This is a genomic window from Streptomyces sp. NPDC107550 (assembly GCF_055639095.1).
Map to the genome: position 1 here is coordinate 22,568 of NZ_JBVKBC010000022.1, position 19,537 is coordinate 42,104.

Consider the following 19,537-nt stretch of genomic DNA (forward strand, 5'->3'; position numbering starts at 1 on the left):
TACCCCCCTGATTTCCTGCTCTCTTGCAGGACCCGGCATCACTGTATGGACGGCTTTACAGACTGTCCACACTCCCGCTGCGACGAATTTTCCGCCCGGGCGGAAATCGGCCAGGTGGGAAGCCGGTGGGAGAATTGTGCTGGGAAAGACCGGTGGGGCTGCCGGCGACAGCGGGGATTCGTTCAGGGCATCCCGGCGGTGCCGGTGGGGCGGGGGGCCTCGGTGGGGTGCGGGGCACGGTCGAGGGGGTTCGGGGCGCAGAGCCAGCCGTTGACGGCGAAGCGGCTGTCCTCGTACCGCTTGCTCGGGCAGACGACCGGGCGGACCTCGTGCCAGGCGGTCGGAAGGAAGAAGACGATGCTGTCGTGTTCCGGCTCCCAGTCCCGCCAGGTCTGCTCCTGCCAGCGCCCGGCCGGCTCGGAGTACAGCGGCAGCGCCGCGTCGAACATCCGCAGCGCGCCGCCGGTGAAGGGGCGGGGTGTGCGGTGCAGGTAGTAGACGAAGGTCAGCAGGCGGCGGGGCGCGTACTCGCGGCTGGTGTCCTGGTGGGACCGGTAGAAGTCGCCGTCGTTGTGCACGTTGAGGCTGTAGTCGGGCTCGGTGTGGCGGCAGGAGACGCCGAGGGTGTGCTCGACGGCCGGGAGTACGTCGGCGATGGCCGCGAGGAGTTCGGGCGCGGCGAAGTCGGGGCGGGAGCGGGAGCTGCGGACCTCGGGGGCCAGCTCCTCGTCGCCGATCAGGGAGGGGTGGAGGGAGCCGCCGGGGGAGGTCAGCGCGCGGTCAAGCAGGGCGTTCGCCGTGGTCGCGCCGAGGAACTGGGTGACGCGGCAGACCGTGACAGGCAGCCGCCAGACCGCTTCCGCGGACAGGCCGGGCGGTTCGGACGGTTCGGAGGGCGCGGGCGGTACGGGTGTTTGTTGTGCGGGTCCGTCCGGCGCGCCCGGGGCCGGGTGGTGGGCCGACGCGGCCTGGGGCGATGCGGGCCGGGTCGATGCGGGTCGGGGCGATGCGGTCTCGGTCGTCATGAGGGTCGTCCGTCCTTGTCGGCGCCGGCGGCGACGGTGGTGGCGGCCGGTTCGGTGCCGGGCGCGGGTGCGGGGGTGGCGGGCACGGCCGCGCGCAGGTGTTCGACCTCCTCCGTGAGGTCGGCGATACGGCGGTGTAGGGCCTGCACGCTGACGAGGGCGACGCCGAGGGCGTCCACGACGGAGATCGTGGTGTCGTCCGGATTGAACCCGAACGCCGCGTGCCAGTCCTGTGCCATGGGGCCGAGGTGCCGTACGTCCTCGGGCTCCCAGAGGTAGCGCCAGGTGCTGATGGGGAGCGCGGCGACCGTCTCCAGGATCGCGTGCCCGTTGACCGGGCCCGCCGGAGCAGTGCCGCCCGGCTCCCGCGCCGGGGCCGCGGGCCGCGCCGGGTCGCCGGGGGCGGCGGGGGCGGCGGCGGTACGGGAGCGCAGGCGCGGGAGCCGCACGGTCACCGGCTCCAGTCGACCGGGACGACGTCCTGCTTCAGCGCCCGGTCGCTGCACACCGAGCACGGCGAGTTCGGCACGCCGGGGCCCTGGTCGGTGCCGATGGTGATCGCGCCGTGGGCGCCGACGGGGGCGTGGACCCCGTCGCCGACCATCGCCGCCTCGTAGCCGCCGAGCAGTTCCTGGAGGGTGCCGGGGCCCAGGTTCTCCGGGGCGGTGATCGCGGCGATGCCGTAGTAGTCGGTGTAGGCGACGCCGAGGGTGCGTCCGCCCACGGTGGCGAACACGATCTTGGCGCCGCGGATCGGTTCACCCGTCACGGCGTCGGACGCCGTCGCGTTGATGTTCTCCAGTTGCATCTGGGTGACGTTCAGGCTGCCCTGACTCGCGCTCAGGCGCGTCGGCCGCAACTCGGTGCACGACGCTCCGCTGCACGACGGGTCGGCGGTGGGTGCGGCGGCCGCGGTCGCGCCGCCGCCCACCCCCAGCGCCGCCATGGCCACGGCCATGGCGGAGACGGCAACACGCCCCGAAGACCTCACGGTTGACTCCTCAGTGTCGGTGTGGATGCCGCCACGACCGGGCGGCTCGCAGACCATATGGGCGCCGGACCGGAAGTAGTACGGAATGAACGCGGATGCGTCCTATCAGGTGAAGCGGGCGTGTGACGCTGACGCGGACGCCCCCGACTCGGCGTCGTCCTCCATCTCGTCCGCCCCGCACGCGCTGTCCGCCGCGCACGCCCTGCCTGCACGTTCGCTCGCCCGTGGGGTCACGTCGGGTTACGTCGACAGCAGAGGCACCCAGTGTTCGCGCACGTCGCGCAGGCGCCGCCGGTGGTCCGCGATCCAGTCGTCCGGCGGGACGAACGGCACCCGCACGGTGACCATGGACCCCGACTCGTCCTCGACGACCGCTTCGGGGCAGCCGCGTTCGCCGTCGAGCCGCACGGAGAGCGTCGGTCCCCTGCTCAACTCCATCCAGGCCACGTCCTCGCCGGCGTCGAGCCGGTTCAGCGCGGCGGCCCAGGCTTCCAGCTTCCGGACGGTCAGAGCCAGGTCGAGGCGGCCGGACACGAACGGGGTCCGGTGATCCTCGCTCGCCGGGGAGCGCGGCCGCCAAGCGGTTTTCGCGGCCTGCGGGGGCCGGTTCGGAGTGGGTGACCTGTCGGGGCGGGCGTTCGCGCTGGTCGGAGGGTGTTGTCAGGCGACCGGTTCCGATATATCGTTGAGGCATCGGCGATCGGTCAAGATCGTTGTACCGAGGCGTGCGAAGCGCCTGATAGTGAAGGAAAGGGATGGTTCCCATGCGTACTCATGGACATGACCACGGACACGGAAAGTGCGGGCCCGGCTTCGGGCACGGAGAGTTCGAGAGCCGGCGTGCCGCGTTCGGCGGATTCGGGCCCGGCTTCGGGGGGCCCGGCGGCTTCGGTCCCTGGGGCGGCCGCGGCGGACGAGGAGGCGGCCCGCGCGGGCGAGCCCGGCGCGGCGACGTGCGCGCCTCGATCCTCGCGCTGCTCAAGGACCGCCCGATGCACGGCTACGAGATGATCCAGGAGATCGCCGAGCGCAGCGGCGGCGCCTGGAAGCCGAGCCCCGGTTCGGTCTACCCCACGCTCCAGTTGCTGGAGGACGAGGGCCTGATCGAGAGCGCCAGTGAAGGCGGCAAGAAGCTGTTCTCGCTCACCGACGCCGGCCGCACCGCCGCCGACGAGGGCCCCGACGCCCCGTGGGAGGAGGCCGGACGCGGTGTCGACTGGGACGCCATGAACGAGGTCCGCCAGGCCGGATTCGGCCTGATGGAGGCGTTCGGGCAGGTCTGGAAGACCGGCAGCCAGGACCAGCGCGAGAAGGCCGTCGCCGTCATCAACGAAGCGCGCAAGAAGCTGTACCTGATCCTCGCCGACGAAGACTGACCCCGTGCGGGCACGGCCGACGTCCGACAGTGAGGCAGAGATGAACAGGCGCCCCGTACATCGCGTACGGGGCGCCTTCTCGTGCGTGCCGGGGCCGGGTCCGGGGCAGGGTCTGGGGCTGAGGTCGGAGCCGGGCCCGCATCCGGAGCCGGGCCGGGGAGGGAGGGGGCGTCAGGTGACCAGGCCGGCCAGCTTGCGCAGCGACTCCGTCAGCGCGGCCGTCGCCGAGTCCTTCAGCTTGCCGGCCATCAGCGAGACGGCCGCGCCCGTGAACTCGCCGTCCGCGCGGACCAGCGTCCCGTCGCCCTCCGGGGTGAGGGTGTAGCGCGTGCCGACGTTCACCCCCATCGGGCCCTTGCCCCGGATCGCGAACGCCCGCTCGGGCACCAGGTCCTCGATGGTCCAGGTGACCTCGGCCGGGAAGCCCATCAGCTTCATGTTCTCCTCGAACTGCCCGCCCACCGCGAGCGCGGCCGGGCCGCCCTTGGGGAAGTCGGTGTGCGTGGCGTTCCACTTGTTCCACGAGGAGAAGTCCGTGAGCTGCGCCCACACCTTCTCGGCGGGTGCCTCGATGCGTGCTTCCGCGCTGACTTCGGCCATGCGGCCACCCCTTCGCGTCGTGAGCCGGGACGCCCCGCGCCGCCGCGGGAATCGCGTCGTCGCGGAACGTAGCGGTGCCGCCTCGAACATTCAATACTGATGAACCGTCAGAAAGTTCCGGCGCCGGCGACGGGCCGGTCACCCCATCCGCTCGATCTCCGCCGCGTCGAACACGTCGTACGCGCGCGGATACGGACCCTCGTCATGGCAGTGCCAGGCGTCCCAGAACAGGTCCGCGGGGAGCGCGTCGTCGGGGGCGTACACGCGGTACACGTACTGCCTGCCGTCGACCGCGGGCAGGGCCACGAGCCAGCAGCCGCTCTCCATGGCTCCTCCCCTCGCCTGCTCCCTCTGCCTTGTCGTCTGCCCCGTCACCTGCCCCTTCTGACCTGTCACCTGCCCCTTCTGACCTGTCGGACGTACGGGGAGGGGGTGGTGGTTGCGTCCTCGCGTGCGGGCAAGGCGGCGCGCGCGAGTCCGGGGCGAACGGCTAGATCTCCTCCCTGAGGAGGAGAAACCGTTCATCAGTGCCCACCCTGTGTCGGACGCGGAAATGCTCCCCGCCGGGGATGCCCGCGCCCGCGGGGGCTGATGGGGTGAGAGATGTGCAAAGCCCTACCCCGCCGGACGCCTCAGCGCCCGGAATCGCCCGCGACGACCTCGTCGGTATCGGCCGCGACGACCTCGCCGGTATCGGCCGCGCCGACCTCGCCGGTATCGCCCGCGACGACCTCGTCGACGCCCCGCTGAGCGACGAACTGGCCCTGGTCGTCGCGGGAGCCCGGCGGCGCGCCGTGCGCGACGGGGACCGCCAGATCGACACCGCGCATCTGCTGCACTCCCTGCTGGAGGCCGACCCCGAGGTGCGCGGCGCGTTCCCCGAGGGCGAGCAGGTCGCGCGGCTGCTCGGCTATCTCGTGCAGCGCAGCATCGGGTACGGGCTCCAGTGGCAGGGCGCTGTCGAGGACTCCGGCGCCATGCCCGTCCTCAGCGGCGCGCCCGGCTGGTCGTCCGTCGCGGCCGCCGCCCTGGAGGCGGGCGTCGCGCGCGCCACCGCCCGCGGGGACGAACGGGCCAGGGGCGTCGACGTCCTCGCCGCCCTCGCCGACGACATGGAGTGCCGCGCCGTCGAGGTGCTCGGCCGGGCCGGCGTCGACGTACGCGAACTGCGCCGCCGCCTGAACTGACGCGCGCGGCACGTCCGTACCGTGAGACAGGGGTCATCGGGGATGACGCTCCTGTCGCCGCCTGTCATGATGTGCCGGTGCACGGGTCAAACGGTTCTTCGGGGAGCAAGGCAACCGGCGGGCGTGGCTTCGGACTGGGACTCGCCCTGGTCTCCGCGCTGGCGTTCGGCGGCTCGGGAGTGGCGGCCAAACCGCTGATCGAGGCGGGTCTCGACCCCCTCTACGTGGTGTGGCTGCGGGTCACGGGCGCCGCGCTCGTCATGCTGCCCGTCGCATGGCGCCACCGCGCGCTCGTCCGCGCCCGGCCCGCGCTGCTCGCCGGGTTCGGCCTGCTCGCTGTCGCCGGTGTGCAGGCGTGCTACTTCGCGGCGATCTCCCGCATCCCCGTGGGTGTCGCCCTGCTCATCGAGTACCTGGCGCCGGCGCTCGTGCTCGGCTGGGTGCGGTTCGTGCAGCGCAAGCCCGTGACCCGCGCCGCCGCGCTCGGTGTCGTCCTCGCCGTCGGCGGTCTCGCGTGCGTCGTCGAGGTCTGGTCGGGGCTCAGCTTCGACGCGCTCGGCCTGCTCCTCGCCCTCGGCGCGGCCTGCTGCCAGGTCGGTTACTTCGTCCTGTCCGACTCCGGCAGCGACGCGGGCGACACGGGCGGTACGGTCCCCGATCCGCTCGGCGTCATCGCGTACGGGCTGCTCGTCGGCGCGGTCGTGCTCACCGTCATCGCGCGGCCCTGGGGCATGGACTGGTCGGTGCTCGCGGGCAGCGCCGACATGAACGGCACCGCCGTCCCCGCCTGGCTCCTGCTCTGCTGGATCGTGCTGCTGGCCACCGTCGTCGCCTACGTCACCGGAGTGGTCTCCGTACGGCGGCTGTCGCCGCAGGTCGCCGGGGTCGTGGCGTGCCTGGAGGCGGTCATCGCGACCGTCCTCGCCTGGGTGCTGCTCGGCGAACACCTGTCGGCGCCGCAACTGTTCGGCGGCGCGGTGGTGCTCGTCGGCGCGTTCATCGCGCAGTCCTCCACCCCGTCGTCCGGCGACGCACCGCGGGACACGGTCGAACCGGAAACGGCGTTGTCCCGCTCCGGCGGGGCCGTCTAGGCTCGCGCCCATGCACACGCACACGCTTCTCCTCTCCCCGCCGCAGGCCGTCTAGGGCCTTTCCTTCGGGTCAGGCCGGATCAGGGAGCGGGCTCTGGTGCGGTGCGGTGCATCGCAAGGCGGAGGAAGCGCTCGTGCTGCTGTCGTGTGCCGGGGTCGAGGGGCTGGTCGCGCCGGTCGCGCATCCGGTGCTCGTCCTCGGGCTGCTCGCCTACATCGCGTCCGTGCCGACCGCCCTCGCCTACGCCCTGTACTTCGCGGGCGCGGCCGTCGTCCGGTCCGCGACCGTCTCCGTGATCATGCTGCTCGAACCGGTGGGGGCGGCCCTGATCGCCGTGACGCTGCTGGGGGAGCGGCTGACCGGGGCGACGGTGGCGGGCACGGGGTTGATGCTCGCGGCTGTCGCCGGGCTCGCCGCGGGGGAGGCGCGGACCGGCGGCTGAGCGCCCGCCCGCGCCCCGGCCGGGTCAGGACTCCGTCGCGCGGCGGCGCCGCTGGGTGGCGAGCGCCGCCGCGTCGCGGGGTGCGCCGCGTTCGGTGAGGCCCCGCGCGATGCGGTCCTGCACCTCCTGCTCCCGGTGCCCCGCGTACTTGAACTTCGCCCGGACGTCGGTCACGCGCAGCCGCAGCACCCGGATGCCGGGCAGTTTGCGTCCGTACGGGGCTTCGCCGGGGCGGGCCGGCACCGACATGCCGGGCGGCTGGAAGTGCAGGACCTGGCGGTTCAGCAGCTCCGCCTTCAGCTCGGGGTCGTCCACCACCTCGGCCGTGCACCGCAGTTGGACCGCCGCGTAGACGCTCGTCGGGGTGCCGTGCTCGGGTGCCTCGTCCGGGCCGGCCTGCCAGGGGCCCGGTACGTACGCGTAGTCGTCGACGACGCTGAGCAGGACCTCGGGGTCGGCGTCGAGCGCGGCCCAGATCGGGTTGGGCCGGGCCAGATGCGTCACCGCCTCGCCGAACTCGCCGCCGCCCGCCGGGTCGTACGCGAAGTGCAGGGGCTGCACCGAAGGCGGCTCGCCCGGCATGCCGTTGACCGCGAGCTGCCCGAAGTCGTGGGCGGACAGCCATTGTTGCCACTCGGCGGCGTCCCGTGCCGCGTCCCAGGGGCGGATCAGCATCACGACTCCCGCAGATATCCGGGGACGTCGATGCCGGGGGCGAGGTCCGCCGATGGGACGAGCGCGCCGTACGTGCGCTGCACCGGGACCACGCCCGCCCAGTACGGCAGGTCCATGTCCTCGGCGTCGTCGTTCGGGCCGCCCGCGCGGACCTTCGCGGAGACCTCGGCCAGATCCAGGCTCAGGACGGCGGTGGCGGCCAGCTCCTTGGCGTTCGCCGGGCGGGAGTCGGCGGCGCGGCCCGCGACGACGTGGTCGACCAGCGCGTCGAGGGCCGCGCGCTTCTCGTCCGGGTCGGTGACCTGGTGGGCCGTGCCGTGGATGACGACCGAGCGGTAGTTGATCGAGTGGTGGAAGGCGGAACGCGCCAGCACCAGGCCGTCCACGTGCGTCACCGTCAGGCACACCGGCAGGCCCGGGTCCCGCGCCTCGCCCGCCATGCGCAGCGGGCGCGAGCCCGTCGAGCCGTGCACGTACAGGCGCTCACCGACCCGCCCGTACAGCGTCGGCAGCACGAACGGCGAGCCGTCGCGCACGAAGCCGAGGTGGCACACGTACGCCTCGTCGAGTATCGCGTGCACCAGCTCGCGGTCGTACGTGACGCGCTCCCGGGCGCGGGTGGGGGACGTGCGCTCCGAGGGGGCGTACGGGACTGCCGCAGCGGGGGCGGACTCCGGGGCGGGGGCGGGTGCCGACGCGGGGACGGACTCGGGGGCCACGCTCATCTTGCGAACTCCATTGCACTAGTGCAAAATGTGGTTTGTGCTAGGAGAGTATCCGATTCAAGGGCGACGCGCAGCCGAGATCGCCGCCAGTGTCGAGCGAGCCGTCGCGGAAGGCGGCCTCGAACCGGGGCAACTGCTGCCCCCGATGCGGGAGTTGGCGCAGCGGCTCGGCGTCAACCCCAATACGGTCGCGGCCGCGTACCGCACGCTGCGCGAGCGCGGGGTCATCGAGACGGCGGGCCGGCGCGGCAGTCGCGTACGCCCGAAACCGGCCACGACCGGCCGCGAACACATCCGCGTGGACGTGCCGGAAGGCGTACGGGACGTGTCGCACGGCAACCCCGACACCGCCCTGCTGCCGTCCCTCGTGGACGCCTTCACCGAAGCCGCCAGGGCCGCCGCGACCTCGCCCGTGCTCTACGGTGACGACGCGCTGGAGCCCGCTCTGGTGCGGCAGGCGCGGGCCGCGTTCGACGCGGACGGGGTGCCCGGCGGGCCCGTCGCGGTGTCCTCCGGGTCCCTCGACGCCATCGAGCGGGTCCTCGCCGCGCACCTCAAGCCGGGGGACGCCGTCGCCGTCGAGGACCCCGGGTGGGGCAGCATGCTCGACCTCGTGCCCGCGCTCGGGCTGCGGGTCGTCCCGGTGGGCGTGGACGACGACGGGCCGCTGCCCGAGGACGTCGAGCGGGCGCTGCGGGACGGGGCGCGGGCCCTCGTCGTCACCGACCGCGCGCAGAACCCGACGGGGGCGGCCGTCACCGCCGCGCGGGCCGGGGAGTTGCGGGGCGTACTGCGCGGGCATCCGGACGTGCTGCTCATCGAGGACGACCACGGCCACGGCATCGTCGATCTGCCGCTCAGTCCGCTGGCGGGCGTCACACGGCACTGGGCATTCGTGAGGTCCGTCGCCAAGGCGTACGGGCCCGATCTGCGGCTGGCCGTGCTCACCGGGGACGAGGTCACCGTGGACCGGGTCCGGGGGCGGCAGCGGCTCGGGCCCGGCTGGGTCAGCCGCATCACGCAGCGGGCCGTCGCCGCGCTCTGGGCGAGCGGGGCGGTCGACATCCCGGCGGTCTCGGCGTCGTACGGCGAGCGGCGTGACGCGCTCATCCGGGAGCTTGCGGCGCGGGGGGTGCGGGCGCGGGGGCGCAGCGGGCTGAACGTGTGGGTGCCGGTGCCTGATGAGACCGGGGCGGTCGCGCGGTTGTTGCATGCGGGGTGGGCGGTGGCGCCCGGGGCGCGGTTCCGGCTCGGGGGCGGGGTTCTTGGGGGCGGGAGTCTTGGGGGCGGGCCTTTTGGGGGTGGGGTGCGGATCACCGTGTCGGGGTTGGTTGTGGGGGAGATGGGGGTGGTGGCCTCTGCGGTGGCTTCCGCGGTGGGGGGTGGCCGGGGGGATTTTGGGCGCGGGGTTTGAGTGTGCGGGCCTGCTTTTTGGGGGCGGTTCTGGGGGTGGGGGTTTGTTTGTGCGGGGTGTTGAGCGTGCTGTGCGCGGTTCCTCGCGCCCCTATAGGGGGCGGTTCCCCAGGGGGTTTGGTTTTTGCGGGGGGTTGTGCTTTCTGTGCGCGGTTCCTCGCGCCCCTTCAGGGGGCGGTTCCCTTCGGGGTTTGTTGAGGGCGGGGCGCTGGGTGTGCTGTGCGCGGTTCCTCGCGCCCCTTTGCGGGGCGTTTCCTGCGGAGGCGAGGGGGTTAGGGTGGGGGTGTGAGGCCTGTGCATGTTGTTGTCAAGGGGCGGGATCAGCGGGGGTTGGGGCGGTTCTGGGCCGAGGCGTTGGGGTGGAGTGCCTACCCTGCCGGCGCCGGGACGTTCGTCGCGCCGCCCGGCGGGCCCGTGTGGCCTGATCCGGTGTACATCGGGCTCGACGTGCTGCCCGTACCGGACGCGGGGACGACGGCGAAGAACCGGCTGCATCTCGATCTCGCCATCGAAAGCCCCGCGCACCAGGCCGAGTTGGTCGCGCGGTTGAAGGAGATCGGGGCCACGGACCTCGACGTCGGGCAGGGTGACGTGCCGTGGACGGTGCTCGCGGACCCCGAGGGCAACGCTTTCTGCGTGCTGGAGCCCCGCGAGGTCTACCGGGACACGGGGCCGATCGCCGCGTTCGTGCTCGACAGCGCCGACCCCCGGGCCATGGCGCGGTTCTGGAGCGCCGCCACCGGCTGGACCGTGTGCGAGGCCGGCGACGAGCAGGCCCGGCTGCGCGCGGCGAGCGGAGTCGGGCCGTACCTGGAGTTCGTACGCACCCCCGACGCCCCCACGGACACGCCCGACCGGCTCCACCTCGACCTGCTGCCCGCGCCCGGCGACGACCGGGCCGCCGAACTGGCCCGGCTGCGGGCCCTCGGCGCCCGGGACCTCGACGTCGGGCAGGGTGACGTGCCCTGGACCTGTCTGACCGACCCGGAGGGGCACGCCTTCTGTCTCCTCGCCCCGCACTGATGCGAAGGGCGGTCCCTACCGCTTGGCCCGTGACTGGGTGAGCGCCGCGCCCGCGAGGACGACGACCGCGCCGACCGGGGTCGACCAGCTCAAGGACTCGCCGAGGACCGCGACGCCGGCCGCCGTGGCGATGACCGGGATGAAGTACGTGACCATCTGGGCCGTCGTCGGGCCGACTTCGGCCACCAGCCCGTACTGGATGAGGACCGCGAGGCCCGTGCCGAGCGCCCCGAGGGCGACTACCGCGAGCAGCGGCACGAGCGCGAACCGGCTCGGGAGCGAGGTGAACAGGGGCGTGACGAGAGCCAGTTGGCCCGTCGCCAGGAGCAACTGCGCTCCCGTCAGCGCCAGATGTGAGGTGCCGTCGGTCCGGGCGAGCGTCCGGCGTACGTAGATCCAGCCGACCGGGTAGCTGAACGACGCGAGCAGGGCCATCGCCGTGCCCGTGACATCCAGGCCGTGGAAGCCCTGCCAGACGCCGAGCACGGTCAGCACGCCGAGGAAGCCCAGGCCGAGGCCCGCGACCCGGCGCCGCGTCGGGCGGTCCTCCGAGAGCGCGACCAGGGACAGGGCCATGCCCCACAGTGGCGAGGTCGCGTTGCAGATGCCGGCCAGCGTCGAGGGGATCGTCTGCTCGGCGAACGCGAAGAGGGAGAACGGCAGCGCGTTCAGCAGGAGAGCCGCCACCGCCAGATGCCCCCACGTGCGGGCCCCGCGCGGCAGCCGCTGCCGCTTCACCGCCATCGCCCCGAACAGGACCAGCGTGCCGAACAGCAGCCGCCCGAACGTCACTTGGAAGGGCGCGTAGCCGTCCGTGCCGACCTTGATGAGGAGGAAGCTGAAACCCCAGATCAGGGAGAGCGCCCCGAAGCGCAGCCGCCAGTCCAGGGCCCGGCGCGCGCCGGGCGCGGCCCGCCCGGACGGGGGTGCGGGATCGGGGCTGGGGGCGGGCGCCGGTGTGGCCAAAGAAGGGCTGGCCAGAGGCGGCGTGGCCGGAGAGGGTGAGGCCGGGGGAGGCGTGGCCGGGGACGCGGTGCTCATGACGATCAGGGTCGCGCCCGCATTCTCGTAGCACAAGCGAGATTTTGTACGGATTATCGCTTAGCATCGCTTAGGTGTCGGCGGGGGGTCGCGCGGCGTGACCGGCGCCGGGACCGTCGTCGAGCGCCGGGAGGGCATGTGTTGAATCTGGAGCGGCTGCGTGTGCTGGACGCGCTGGCCCGGTACGGGTCGGTGAGCGGGGCCGCCGGGGCCCTGCACGTCACCACGTCCGCCGTGTCGCAGCAGATGACCAAGCTGGAGCGTGAGGCCGGGGAGCAGCTGCTCGCCAAGCACGGGCGGGGGGTGCGGCTGACCGACGCCGGCCGGCTGCTCGCCGACCACTCCGCCCGCATCCTCTCCCAGGTCGAACTGGCGCAGGCCGACCTGGAGGCCCAGCGCGGGCAGGTCGTCGGCGAGCTGCGGCTGTCCGCCTTCCCGACCGCCGCCCGGGGCCTGTTCCCGGCCGCGCTCGCCGCACTGCGCGCGGACCACCCGCAACTACGCGTCCGCTCCCAGGAGTTGGAGCCGGAAGCGGGTGTCACGGCCGTCATCCGGGGCGATCTCGACCTCGCCGTAGTGCTCGACTGGTACAACAAGCCGATGCCGCTGCCGGACGGCCTGGTCAAGGCGAGCATCCTCGACGACCCGGCCGACGTGGCGATGCCGGCCGGCCATCCGCTCGCCGGGCAGGAGGAAGTGGACCTGGAGGACTTCGCAGACGACGAGTGGATCACCTGGGGCGAGGGCGAGTTCTGCCACGAGTGGCTGCTGTTCACGCTGCGCTCCAAGGGCGTGGAACCGCAGATCGCCCACCGCGCCGCCGAGACGCACACCCAGCTCGGTCTCGTCGCCGCCGGCCTCGGCGTGTGCGTCGCCCCGCTGCTCGGCCGCCACCCCGTCCCGGAAGGGGTCGTCACGGTGCCGGTGCGGCAGAAGGTGCGGCGGCACGTGTACGTGGTGTGGCGGTCGGACGCCGACCGGCGCCCCTCGATCCGCGCGGCCGTCGACGCCCTGCGCGCAGCGGGCGCGGACCTTGGCGGGGCCGCCGCCGGCTGACGCGCGGGCGGCTCCCAGACCCCGGGCCGCCGCCGACTGACGCGCGCGCGGGCCGCTCTCAGCCCCCGGAGCCCGGCATCTTGCGGAAGTCCCAGGACGTGACGCGCTCCGGCGTCAGCCGCGCCCAGGCATGCCGGCCGTCATGGACCATCTCGGCAAGACCGAAGTTCTTCCGCGCGAACAACCGCTCGGGCACGTCGAGTTCCGGACACGGCTCTCCCGTACGCGGGACCTCGCCCACGAACTCCACGCGGCCCGACAGCTCGACGCCGCGCAGCTCCCCGTACTCCTCGCCCGCGTCCACCACCACCGCCACCCGAGCGTCCGCGCGCAGCTCGGCCCAACGGCGGCTGCGGGACAGGGAGTACAGCCACAGCGACGTGCCGTCCCACACGAACCACAAGGGGCTGACATGCGGGGTGCCGTCCGCCGCGACCGTCGCCACCCGGCAGGTGCGCTGCTCGGTGAGGAACGCGTCCCGCTCCTGCGGTGACATCATGATCCTGCGGCCCCGGCGCTGCGTCACGGTCATCTGGGCTCCCCGGTACGTGGACTGACGTCCTGTCAGGAAGGCAGCATGCGGCCTCTTCCGTCCGCACGCAATGGTGGCTAGTGTCCGCCGCCCCGGACCACCGACCGCCGCCAGGGGGCGCCATGCCGACGCGTGAGAACCTCGCCGAGCTGCTCGACCCGGCCACGACCGTCCTGCTCACCGTCGAATGCCAGCAGGGCGTCGTCGGCCCCGACAGCGCCCTGCCCGAACTCGCCGCGCAGGCACGGGAGTCCGGCGCCCTCGCGCGCGTCGGCCTGCTCGTCGCCGCCGCCCACGACAGCGGCGTCCAAGTGCTGCACGCCATCGCGGAACGGCGACCCGACGGGCGCGGCGCCAACCGCAACGGGCGCCTCTTCCGCGCCGCCGAGCGCCTTCCCGTACAGCAGGTGAGCGGGTCGCGGGCCGTGCGGGTCGCGCCGCCGCTGGAGGTCGCCGAGGAAGACCTCGTCGTGCGGCGGCTGCACGGGCTGTCGCCGCTCGCCGGGACCGACGTGGACCCGCTGCTGCGCAACCTCGGCTGCCGCACCCTCGTCGTCACCGGCGTCTCCGCCAACGTGGCGATCCCCAACGCCGTCTTCGACGCGGTCAACCTCGGCTACACCGTGGTCGTGCCCAAGGACGCCATCGCCGGGGTGCCCGCCGACTACGTCCCCGCGATGGTCCGCCACACGCTCGCCCTCGTCGCCACCGTCGTCACGGCCGAGGACGTGCTCGGCGCGTGGCAACGGCCCCGGCGCGCCTGACCCGTACGCCGTTGGGGCCGGGCCTCACGCCAGCCCGATGGAGTCACCGCTCGTGCGGACGCTCTTCGCGGCGAGCGGCTGGGTCGCCGGGCCGTGCCGTACGGACCCGTCCTCGATGGAGAACTTGCTGCCGTGGCACGGGCAGTTGATCGTGCCGTCCGCGACCTGCGTGACCGGACACTGCTGGTGCGTACAGATGTTGGTGAACGCCTTGAACTGGCCCCGCGTCGGCTGCGTCACCACCACGCCCGCGTCGGCGAAGATCTTGCCGCCGCCCACCAGGATCTCCGAGAGCTTCCCCAGCTCCTTGTTGCCGCCGCCGTCCGAGCCGCCGCAGGCGCTCAGCGCGGCGGCGATGCCCGCCACGCCGACGGCCGCGACGACGGAACGGCGGGTGGGACCGCCGGTGGGGACGCTCTCCTGTGCTGCGGTCATGCTGTCGCTTCCCTTCACGTGGGGGACGTGCCCGGACCTGCCCGGACGGGCCGGGCTCGTGACTGCGTACGGGCGGCGCCCCCGGAATGTTCAACGCGTGCGCGCTCTGACTCCTAACGCCTCCCGGCCGCACCGGCGTCACGGCACCGCGCGAAGTCACCCCAACGGACCCGCGCCCGGGGCCTAGGGCGTGTCCGCAAAGTCCCGTCGTCGTCCGAAGGACGGCCCCGCGGCGTCTGGTGCGTGCTCTCGGCGTGCCGGGTGCAAGGCCTCGTACTGGATGTACTTGGCCTTACGCCCGGTGCGGCGAGAGTGCGTGCCAGGCGTCGCGGGGCAGGCGGGACTTTGCGGACACGCCCGAGGCCGCCCCGCGCCGCCGGTCGGGGATCATGGAGGCCGGGGCGGGCGCACTACGCTCGTCCCGGCCGCCGGACGCGGCGACAAGCGAGCAGGACGACCGATGGAGCAGCTGACGTGTTGACGCAGGCCGCCGTGGCCCGTTACATCGCCCCCCTGAGGGAGGGCGGATCGCTGCCCGGCCTGGTCGAGGGCGACGACCTGAACCCGTACGTCATGAAGTTCACCGGGGCCGGACAGGGACGCAAGACGCTGGTCGCCGAGGTGATCTGCGGCCAGCTCGCCCGCGCGCTCGGGCTGCGCGTGCCCGCGCTCGCCGCGCTCGACCTCGACCCCGTGATCGGCCTCGGCGAACCCGACACCGAAGTGCAGGAACTACTCAAGGCGAGCGGCGGCACCAACCTCGGCATGCGGTTCCTGCCGCGCGCCCTCGGCTTCGACCCGCTCGCGTACACCGTCGACCCGGTGGAGGCGGGGCGGGTCCTCTGGTTCGACGCGCTGATCAACAACGTCGACCGGTCCTGGCGCAACCCCAACATGCTCGTCTGGCAGGGCGAGCTGTGGCTCATCGACCACGGCGCCGCCATGATCTGGCACCACAACTGGCGCGGCGCCGCCGCCTGGGCCGCCAAGCGCTACGACGCCCGCGACCACGCCCTCGCCCCCGCGGGCCCCGACCTCGCCGCCGCCGAGGCTGACCTCGCCGCCCGCGTCACCGAGGACCTGCTCACCGCCGTCGCCGCCGACGTGCCCGACGTGTGGCTCGCCGACGAGCCCGGCTTCGACACCCCCGACGACGTGCGCCGCGCCTACGTGAGCACCCTCCTGGAGCGCGTCCGCGGCCTCACGAGCCGCATCGACCTGCCCGCCGCCACCCCCGCGGCCGACCGGCGCGAGCCGGGCTGGATCACCCCCGAAGGAGCCGCCGAGTGAGCCGCCGTGACGTCTTCGAGTACGCCCTGCTGCGCGTCGTCCCGCGCATCGAGCGCGGCGAGCAGATGAACGCGGGCGTCGTCGTCTACTGCCGCGCCCGGTCCTACGTCACCGCCCTCACCCACCTCGACGAGGCGCGGCTGCGCGCCCTCGACCCCGAGGCGGACATCGCGGGCGTACGGGCCCTGCTGGGCGCCGTCGAACGGCACTGCCGCGGCGGCGACGGCGCGGGTCAGGCGGGCGAGGACGACGCCGGCCGGCGCTACCGCTGGCTCGTCGCGCCGCGCTCCACGGTCGTGCAGCCGGGGCCCGTGCACACCGGCCTCACCGCCGATCCGGAGGCCGAGGCGCACCGCCTGCTCGACCTCCTGGTGCGCTGAGCGGGGCCGCGCGCGGGCCTGAGTGATCAGCGGCACCCGGTGGGTACGTTGACACCGGGTGCCAGGGCTTCTAGCGTCACCCGCACAGGGTACTAAGCGGTCGCTCACCCGTATCGGAACCGGGCGGCCGCACCTCTAGGGCGAGGAGACCGAACAGCATGTCCACCACTGAGCAGCGCGTAGCGATCGTCACCGGGGCCGCGCGCGGCATCGGCGCCGCCACCGCGATCCGTCTGGCCGAAGAGGGCCGCGCCGTCGCCGTGCTCGACCTCGACGAGGCCGCCTGCAAGGACACCGTCGAGAAGATCACCGCCGCCGGTGGCAAGGCCCTCGCCGTGGGCTGCGACGTGTCCGACGAGGCGCAGGTCGAGGCCGCCGTCGCGCGCGTCGCCGAGGAGCTGGGCGCGCCCACCATCCTCGTCAACAACGCGGGCGTCCTCCGCGACAACCTGCTGTTCAAGATGAGCGCCTCCGACTGGGACACCGTCATGAACGTGCACCTGCGTGGCGCGTTCCTGATGTCGAAGGCCGTCCAGAAGCACATGGTGGACGCGAAGTTCGGCCGCATCGTCAACCTGTCGTCGTCCTCGGCGCTCGGCAACCGCGGCCAGGTCAACTACTCCGCCGCCAAGGCCGGCCTCCAGGGCTTCACCAAGACGCTCGCCAAGGAACTCGGCAAGTTCGGCGTCACCGCCAACTCCGTCGCCCCCGGCTTCATCGTCACCGAGATGACCAAGGCCACCGCCGAGCGCGTCGGCATGGGCTTCGAGGAGTTCCAGGCCGCCGCCGCCACCCAGATCCCCGTCCAGCGCGTCGGCCGCCCCGAGGACATCGCCAACGCCATCGCCTTCTTCACCGGCGACGCGGCCGGCTTCGTCTCAGGACAGGTCATGTACGTGGCCGGCGGACCGCTCAACTAAGGCCGGGGGCAACCGACATGACTGCTGAACCCACGGGCAAGGTCGCCCTCGTCACCGGCGCCAGCCGCGGCATCGGCTACGGCATCGCCGAGGCCCTCGTCGCGCGCGGCGACCGCGTGTGCCTCACCGGACGCGGCGAGGACGCGCTCAAGGAGGCCGTCGAACGGCTCGGCCCCGACCGCGCCATGTACGTCGCCGGCAAGGCGCACGACACCGCGCACCAGGCCGCCGCCGTCGAACGCACCATGGAGGCGTACGGCCGCGTCGACTTCCTCGTCAACAACGCCGGTACGAACCCGGTCTTCGGCCCCATCGCCGAACTCGACCTGGACGTCGCCCGCAAGGTCTTCGAGACCAACGTCGTCTCCGCGCTCGGCTTCGCCCAGCAGACGTGGAAGGCGTGGCAGAAGGAGAACGGCGGCGCCATCGTCAACATCGCCTCCATCGCCGGCGTCTCCGCCTCGCCGTTCATCGGCGCGTACGGCATGAGCAAGGCCGCCATGGTCAACCTGACCCTCCAGCTCGCGCACGAGTTCGCGCCGAAGGTACGGGTCAACGCCATCGCCCCGGCCGTCGTCAAGACCAAGTTCGCGCAGGCGCTCTACGAGGGCCGCGAGGCCGAGGCCGCCGCCGCGTACCCGCTGGGCCGGCTCGGTGTCCCGGAGGACATCGGCGGCGCCGCCGCGTTCCTCACCTCCGCGCAGTCCGACTGGATCACCGGTCAGACGCTGCTCGTGGACGGCGGCATCTTCCTCAACGCGGGCGTCGGCTGACCGGCCCCGCGAAGGAGATTGCGGGCGTCGGATGACAACGCCTGACAAACGTCCGCACGTGTGAAGTGCCCCGCTGGATCAAGGAGTTGATCCGGCGGGGCACTGCGATATGGTCTGCCGATCCCTGGCATGTCCGATCGAGGAGCGTGCGCGTGTTCAAACGGTTGCTTGCCCCCCGCGCGTTGGCGGCGACTGCGTCCATGGCCCTGCTCGGCGGCTGCGGACTGATGAGTTCGAACGACTCCGCCGGCGCCGATCCCATCGTCGTCGGCACGACCAGCGCCCCGAGCACACTCGACCCGGCGGCCTCCTGGGACGGCTCCTGGGAGCTGTTCCGCAACGTCTACCAGACGCTCGTCTCGTTCCCCACCGGCGCCGCCCAGCCCGAGGCCGACGCCGCGCACTGCTCGTTCCAGGACAGCGCGAACCAGGTCTACCGCTGCCGGCTGCGCGCCGACATGAAGTTCTCCGACGGGCACGCGCTGGACGCGGCGGCCGTCAAGTACTCCATCGACCGCATCCGCGCCATCAAGGTCAAGGGCGGTCCCGCCGGCATGCTCGGCAGCCTCGACCGCGTGGAGACCAAGGGCGCGCGGGACATCACGTTCCGCCTGAGGAAGCCCGACGCGACCTTCCCGTTCGTCCTCGCCACGCCCGCCATGTCGATCGTCGACCCCGAGTCGTACCCGAAGGACAGGGTCCGCGACGACGGCGGCGTCACCGGCTCAGGACCGTACGCCCTGCGCTCGTACACGGACGGCGACAAGGCCGAACTCGTCCGCAACGACCACTACTCGGGCTTCGCCGACCGCAAGAACGACGCCGTCACCATCCGCTACTTCAAGACGTCCGCCGACATGGTCGCCGCCCTCGAGGCCAAGCGGATCGACGCCACCTTCCGCGGCCTCGCCGCATCCGACGTCGTCGACCTCCAGACCGCGGGCAACGGCAAGCGGGGCCTCCAGCTCGTGGAGGGCGCCGGCACCGAGATCAGCTACCTGGTCTTCAACCCCAAGGACCCGTGGGCCGGGAAGAAGGCGGTGCGCCGGGCCGTCGCCCAGGTCATCGACCGCGGCGCCATCGCCCACGAGGTCTACAAGGACACCGTGGAACCGCTTTACTCCATGGTCCCGCGCGGCCTCGCGGGGCACACCACGGACTTCTTCGACCAGTTCGGCGAGCGCCCCGACGCCGCGAAGGCCGCCCAGATGCTCGCGCGGGCCGGCGTCCCCACGCCCGTCCCGCTCACCCTCTGGTTCACCACCGACCGCTACGGCTCCGCGACCGCCCCCGAGTTCGCCGCGCTCAAGCGCCAACTGGAGGCGTCGAAGCTGTTCAAGGTCACCCTCAAGAGCCGCCCCTGGAAGACGTACGAGGCGGGGTACCGGGCCGGTGAGTACCCGGTGTTCGGGCGCGGCTGGTTCCCCGACTTCCCCGACGCGGACAACTTCATCGCCCCCTTCGTCGGCAAGGACAACGCCGTCGGTACGCCGTACGAGGCGCCCGAGATCACCGACGTGCTGCTGCCCCAGTCCCGGCGCGAGAGCGACCGCGGGGCCGTCGTGCGCCAGTTCCGGCGGGCGCAGCGGATCATGGCCGACGACGTGCGGCTGCTGCCGCTGTGGCAGGGCAAGCAGTACATCGCGGCCAGCGACGAGATATCCGGCGGCGAGCGCGCCCTCGACCCCTCGACGATCATGATGATGTGGGAGCTCCAGCGGAAGACGAGCTGGTGAGCGGGGGCGCGGGCCGGGCGGGACGGCCCGTTGTCAGTGGGGGCCGGTAGGTTCGGGGACA

At 72.9% G+C, this 19,537-nt stretch carries 23 protein-coding genes and 1 pseudogene; 13 read left to right on the forward strand and 11 right to left on the reverse strand.

Features of this window, described 5'->3' with window-relative positions:
• Positions 1–182 precede the first annotated feature (182 nt).
• The 4 genes from ACZ7LY_RS24875 to ACZ7LY_RS24890 form a co-directional block, all read right to left on the reverse strand.
• Positions 183–1,025, reverse strand: a complete 843-nt coding sequence (locus ACZ7LY_RS24875) for a 2OG-Fe(II) oxygenase (RefSeq protein WP_471626903.1) — start codon at positions 1,023–1,025, stop codon at positions 183–185.
• The gene (locus tag ACZ7LY_RS24880) at positions 1,022–1,480 is read right to left on the reverse strand and encodes a tail fiber domain-containing protein (RefSeq protein WP_471626904.1); all 459 of its coding nucleotides are present in this window, start codon (positions 1,478–1,480) and stop codon (positions 1,022–1,024) included. The genes ACZ7LY_RS24875 and ACZ7LY_RS24880 overlap by 4 nt, the downstream gene beginning before the upstream one ends.
• Positions 1,477–1,983 (reverse strand): hypothetical protein, encoded by a 507-nt coding sequence (locus ACZ7LY_RS24885; protein WP_471626905.1) that lies wholly within the window; start codon positions 1,981–1,983, stop codon positions 1,477–1,479. Before ACZ7LY_RS24885 ends, ACZ7LY_RS24880 begins: the two co-directional genes overlap by 4 nt.
• Positions 1,984–2,256: 273 nt before the next feature.
• Positions 2,257–2,550 carry a DUF5959 family protein gene (locus ACZ7LY_RS24890; protein ID WP_471626906.1) on the reverse strand — a complete coding sequence of 98 codons (294 nt, stop codon included), beginning with the start codon at positions 2,548–2,550 and terminating at the stop codon, positions 2,257–2,259.
• Between the two features lie 221 nt (positions 2,551–2,771).
• On the opposite strand from ACZ7LY_RS24890, the gene ACZ7LY_RS24895 reads away from it, so the two are divergent.
• Positions 2,772–3,392: a PadR family transcriptional regulator gene (locus ACZ7LY_RS24895; protein WP_471626907.1), complete on the forward strand. Its 621-nt coding sequence runs from the start codon at positions 2,772–2,774 to the stop codon at positions 3,390–3,392.
• Positions 3,393–3,563: 171 nt separating this feature from the next.
• On the opposite strand, the gene ACZ7LY_RS24900 is transcribed toward ACZ7LY_RS24895, so the two are convergent.
• Both ACZ7LY_RS24900 and ACZ7LY_RS24905 read right to left on the reverse strand, forming a co-directional pair.
• A complete protein-coding gene (locus ACZ7LY_RS24900; protein ID WP_471626908.1) occupies positions 3,564–3,992 on the reverse strand; it encodes a type II toxin-antitoxin system Rv0910 family toxin in 429 nt (142 codons plus the stop codon).
• Between the two features lie 138 nt (positions 3,993–4,130).
• Positions 4,131–4,319 (reverse strand): hypothetical protein, encoded by a 189-nt coding sequence (locus ACZ7LY_RS24905; RefSeq protein ID WP_471626909.1) that lies wholly within the window; start codon positions 4,317–4,319, stop codon positions 4,131–4,133.
• A 278-nt stretch (positions 4,320–4,597) separates the two neighbouring features.
• Between ACZ7LY_RS24905 and ACZ7LY_RS24910 the strand changes: the two genes are divergently transcribed.
• From ACZ7LY_RS24910 to ACZ7LY_RS24920, 3 genes and pseudogenes are all read left to right on the forward strand, one after another.
• On the forward strand, positions 4,598–5,179 hold the full coding sequence (locus ACZ7LY_RS24910; RefSeq protein WP_471626910.1) for a peptidase: 582 nt from the start codon (positions 4,598–4,600) through the stop codon (positions 5,177–5,179).
• Between the two features lie 77 nt (positions 5,180–5,256).
• Positions 5,257–6,270, forward strand: coding sequence for an EamA family transporter (locus tag ACZ7LY_RS24915; RefSeq protein WP_471626911.1), 1,014 nt, complete (start codon positions 5,257–5,259; stop codon positions 6,268–6,270).
• A 128-nt stretch (positions 6,271–6,398) separates the two neighbouring features.
• Positions 6,399–6,713 (forward strand): annotated as a pseudogene (locus ACZ7LY_RS24920) (EamA family transporter); the annotation flags it as partial.
• 24 nt (positions 6,714–6,737) lie between these two features.
• Here ACZ7LY_RS24920 and ACZ7LY_RS24925 read toward each other — a convergent pair.
• Positions 6,738–7,388 (reverse strand): FMN-binding negative transcriptional regulator, encoded by a 651-nt coding sequence (locus ACZ7LY_RS24925; protein WP_471626912.1) that lies wholly within the window; start codon positions 7,386–7,388, stop codon positions 6,738–6,740.
• On the reverse strand, positions 7,388–8,113 hold the full coding sequence (locus tag ACZ7LY_RS24930; protein WP_471626913.1) for a pyridoxamine 5'-phosphate oxidase family protein: 726 nt from the start codon (positions 8,111–8,113) through the stop codon (positions 7,388–7,390). Before ACZ7LY_RS24930 ends, ACZ7LY_RS24925 begins: the two co-directional genes overlap by 1 nt.
• A 37-nt stretch (positions 8,114–8,150) precedes the next feature.
• Between ACZ7LY_RS24930 and ACZ7LY_RS24935 the strand changes: the two genes are divergently transcribed.
• A complete protein-coding gene (locus tag ACZ7LY_RS24935; protein ID WP_471626914.1) occupies positions 8,151–9,527 on the forward strand; it encodes an aminotransferase class I/II-fold pyridoxal phosphate-dependent enzyme in 1,377 nt (458 codons plus the stop codon).
• Between the two features lie 284 nt (positions 9,528–9,811).
• The gene (locus ACZ7LY_RS24940; RefSeq protein WP_471626915.1) at positions 9,812–10,549 is read left to right on the forward strand and encodes a VOC family protein; all 738 of its coding nucleotides are present in this window, start codon (positions 9,812–9,814) and stop codon (positions 10,547–10,549) included.
• A 15-nt stretch (positions 10,550–10,564) separates the two neighbouring features.
• On the opposite strand, the gene ACZ7LY_RS24945 is transcribed toward ACZ7LY_RS24940, so the two are convergent.
• A complete protein-coding gene (locus ACZ7LY_RS24945; RefSeq protein ID WP_471626916.1) occupies positions 10,565–11,590 on the reverse strand; it encodes a DMT family transporter in 1,026 nt (341 codons plus the stop codon).
• Positions 11,591–11,728: 138 nt separating this feature from the next.
• On the opposite strand from ACZ7LY_RS24945, the gene ACZ7LY_RS24950 reads away from it, so the two are divergent.
• The gene (locus tag ACZ7LY_RS24950) at positions 11,729–12,646 is read left to right on the forward strand and encodes a LysR family transcriptional regulator (protein ID WP_471626917.1); all 918 of its coding nucleotides are present in this window, start codon (positions 11,729–11,731) and stop codon (positions 12,644–12,646) included.
• Positions 12,647–12,704: 58 nt separating this feature from the next.
• Here ACZ7LY_RS24950 and ACZ7LY_RS24955 read toward each other — a convergent pair whose 3' ends face one another.
• Positions 12,705–13,178: a pyridoxamine 5'-phosphate oxidase family protein gene (locus ACZ7LY_RS24955; RefSeq protein ID WP_471626918.1), complete on the reverse strand. Its 474-nt coding sequence runs from the start codon at positions 13,176–13,178 to the stop codon at positions 12,705–12,707.
• Positions 13,179–13,300: 122 nt separating this feature from the next.
• Between ACZ7LY_RS24955 and ACZ7LY_RS24960 the strand changes: the two genes are divergently transcribed.
• Positions 13,301–13,942: a cysteine hydrolase family protein gene (locus ACZ7LY_RS24960; RefSeq protein WP_471626919.1), complete on the forward strand. Its 642-nt coding sequence runs from the start codon at positions 13,301–13,303 to the stop codon at positions 13,940–13,942.
• A gap of 24 nt (positions 13,943–13,966) precedes the next feature.
• Here the strand turns inward: ACZ7LY_RS24960 and ACZ7LY_RS24965 are convergent, their stop codons facing one another.
• On the reverse strand, positions 13,967–14,377 hold the full coding sequence (locus tag ACZ7LY_RS24965) for a Rieske (2Fe-2S) protein (RefSeq protein WP_471626920.1): 411 nt from the start codon (positions 14,375–14,377) through the stop codon (positions 13,967–13,969).
• Positions 14,378–14,851: 474 nt separating this feature from the next.
• Here ACZ7LY_RS24965 and ACZ7LY_RS24970 point away from each other — a divergent pair, with 474 nt between their 5' ends.
• From ACZ7LY_RS24970 to ACZ7LY_RS24990, 5 genes are all read left to right on the forward strand, one after another.
• The gene (locus ACZ7LY_RS24970) at positions 14,852–15,667 is read left to right on the forward strand and encodes a HipA family kinase (RefSeq protein ID WP_471626921.1); all 816 of its coding nucleotides are present in this window, start codon (positions 14,852–14,854) and stop codon (positions 15,665–15,667) included.
• Positions 15,664–16,047 (forward strand): DUF3037 domain-containing protein, encoded by a 384-nt coding sequence (locus ACZ7LY_RS24975; protein WP_471626922.1) that lies wholly within the window; start codon positions 15,664–15,666, stop codon positions 16,045–16,047. Before ACZ7LY_RS24970 ends, ACZ7LY_RS24975 begins: the two co-directional genes overlap by 4 nt.
• Positions 16,048–16,205: 158 nt before the next feature.
• A complete protein-coding gene (gene fabG / locus ACZ7LY_RS24980; RefSeq protein WP_471626923.1) occupies positions 16,206–16,967 on the forward strand; it encodes a 3-oxoacyl-ACP reductase FabG in 762 nt (253 codons plus the stop codon).
• 17 nt (positions 16,968–16,984) lie between these two features.
• Entirely contained in the window at positions 16,985–17,740 is a 756-nt protein-coding gene (locus ACZ7LY_RS24985; RefSeq protein WP_471626924.1) for an SDR family oxidoreductase, read from the forward strand.
• A 152-nt stretch (positions 17,741–17,892) separates the two neighbouring features.
• Positions 17,893–19,476, forward strand: coding sequence for an ABC transporter substrate-binding protein (locus ACZ7LY_RS24990; protein WP_471626925.1), 1,584 nt, complete (start codon positions 17,893–17,895; stop codon positions 19,474–19,476).
• Positions 19,477–19,537 lie beyond the last annotated feature (61 nt).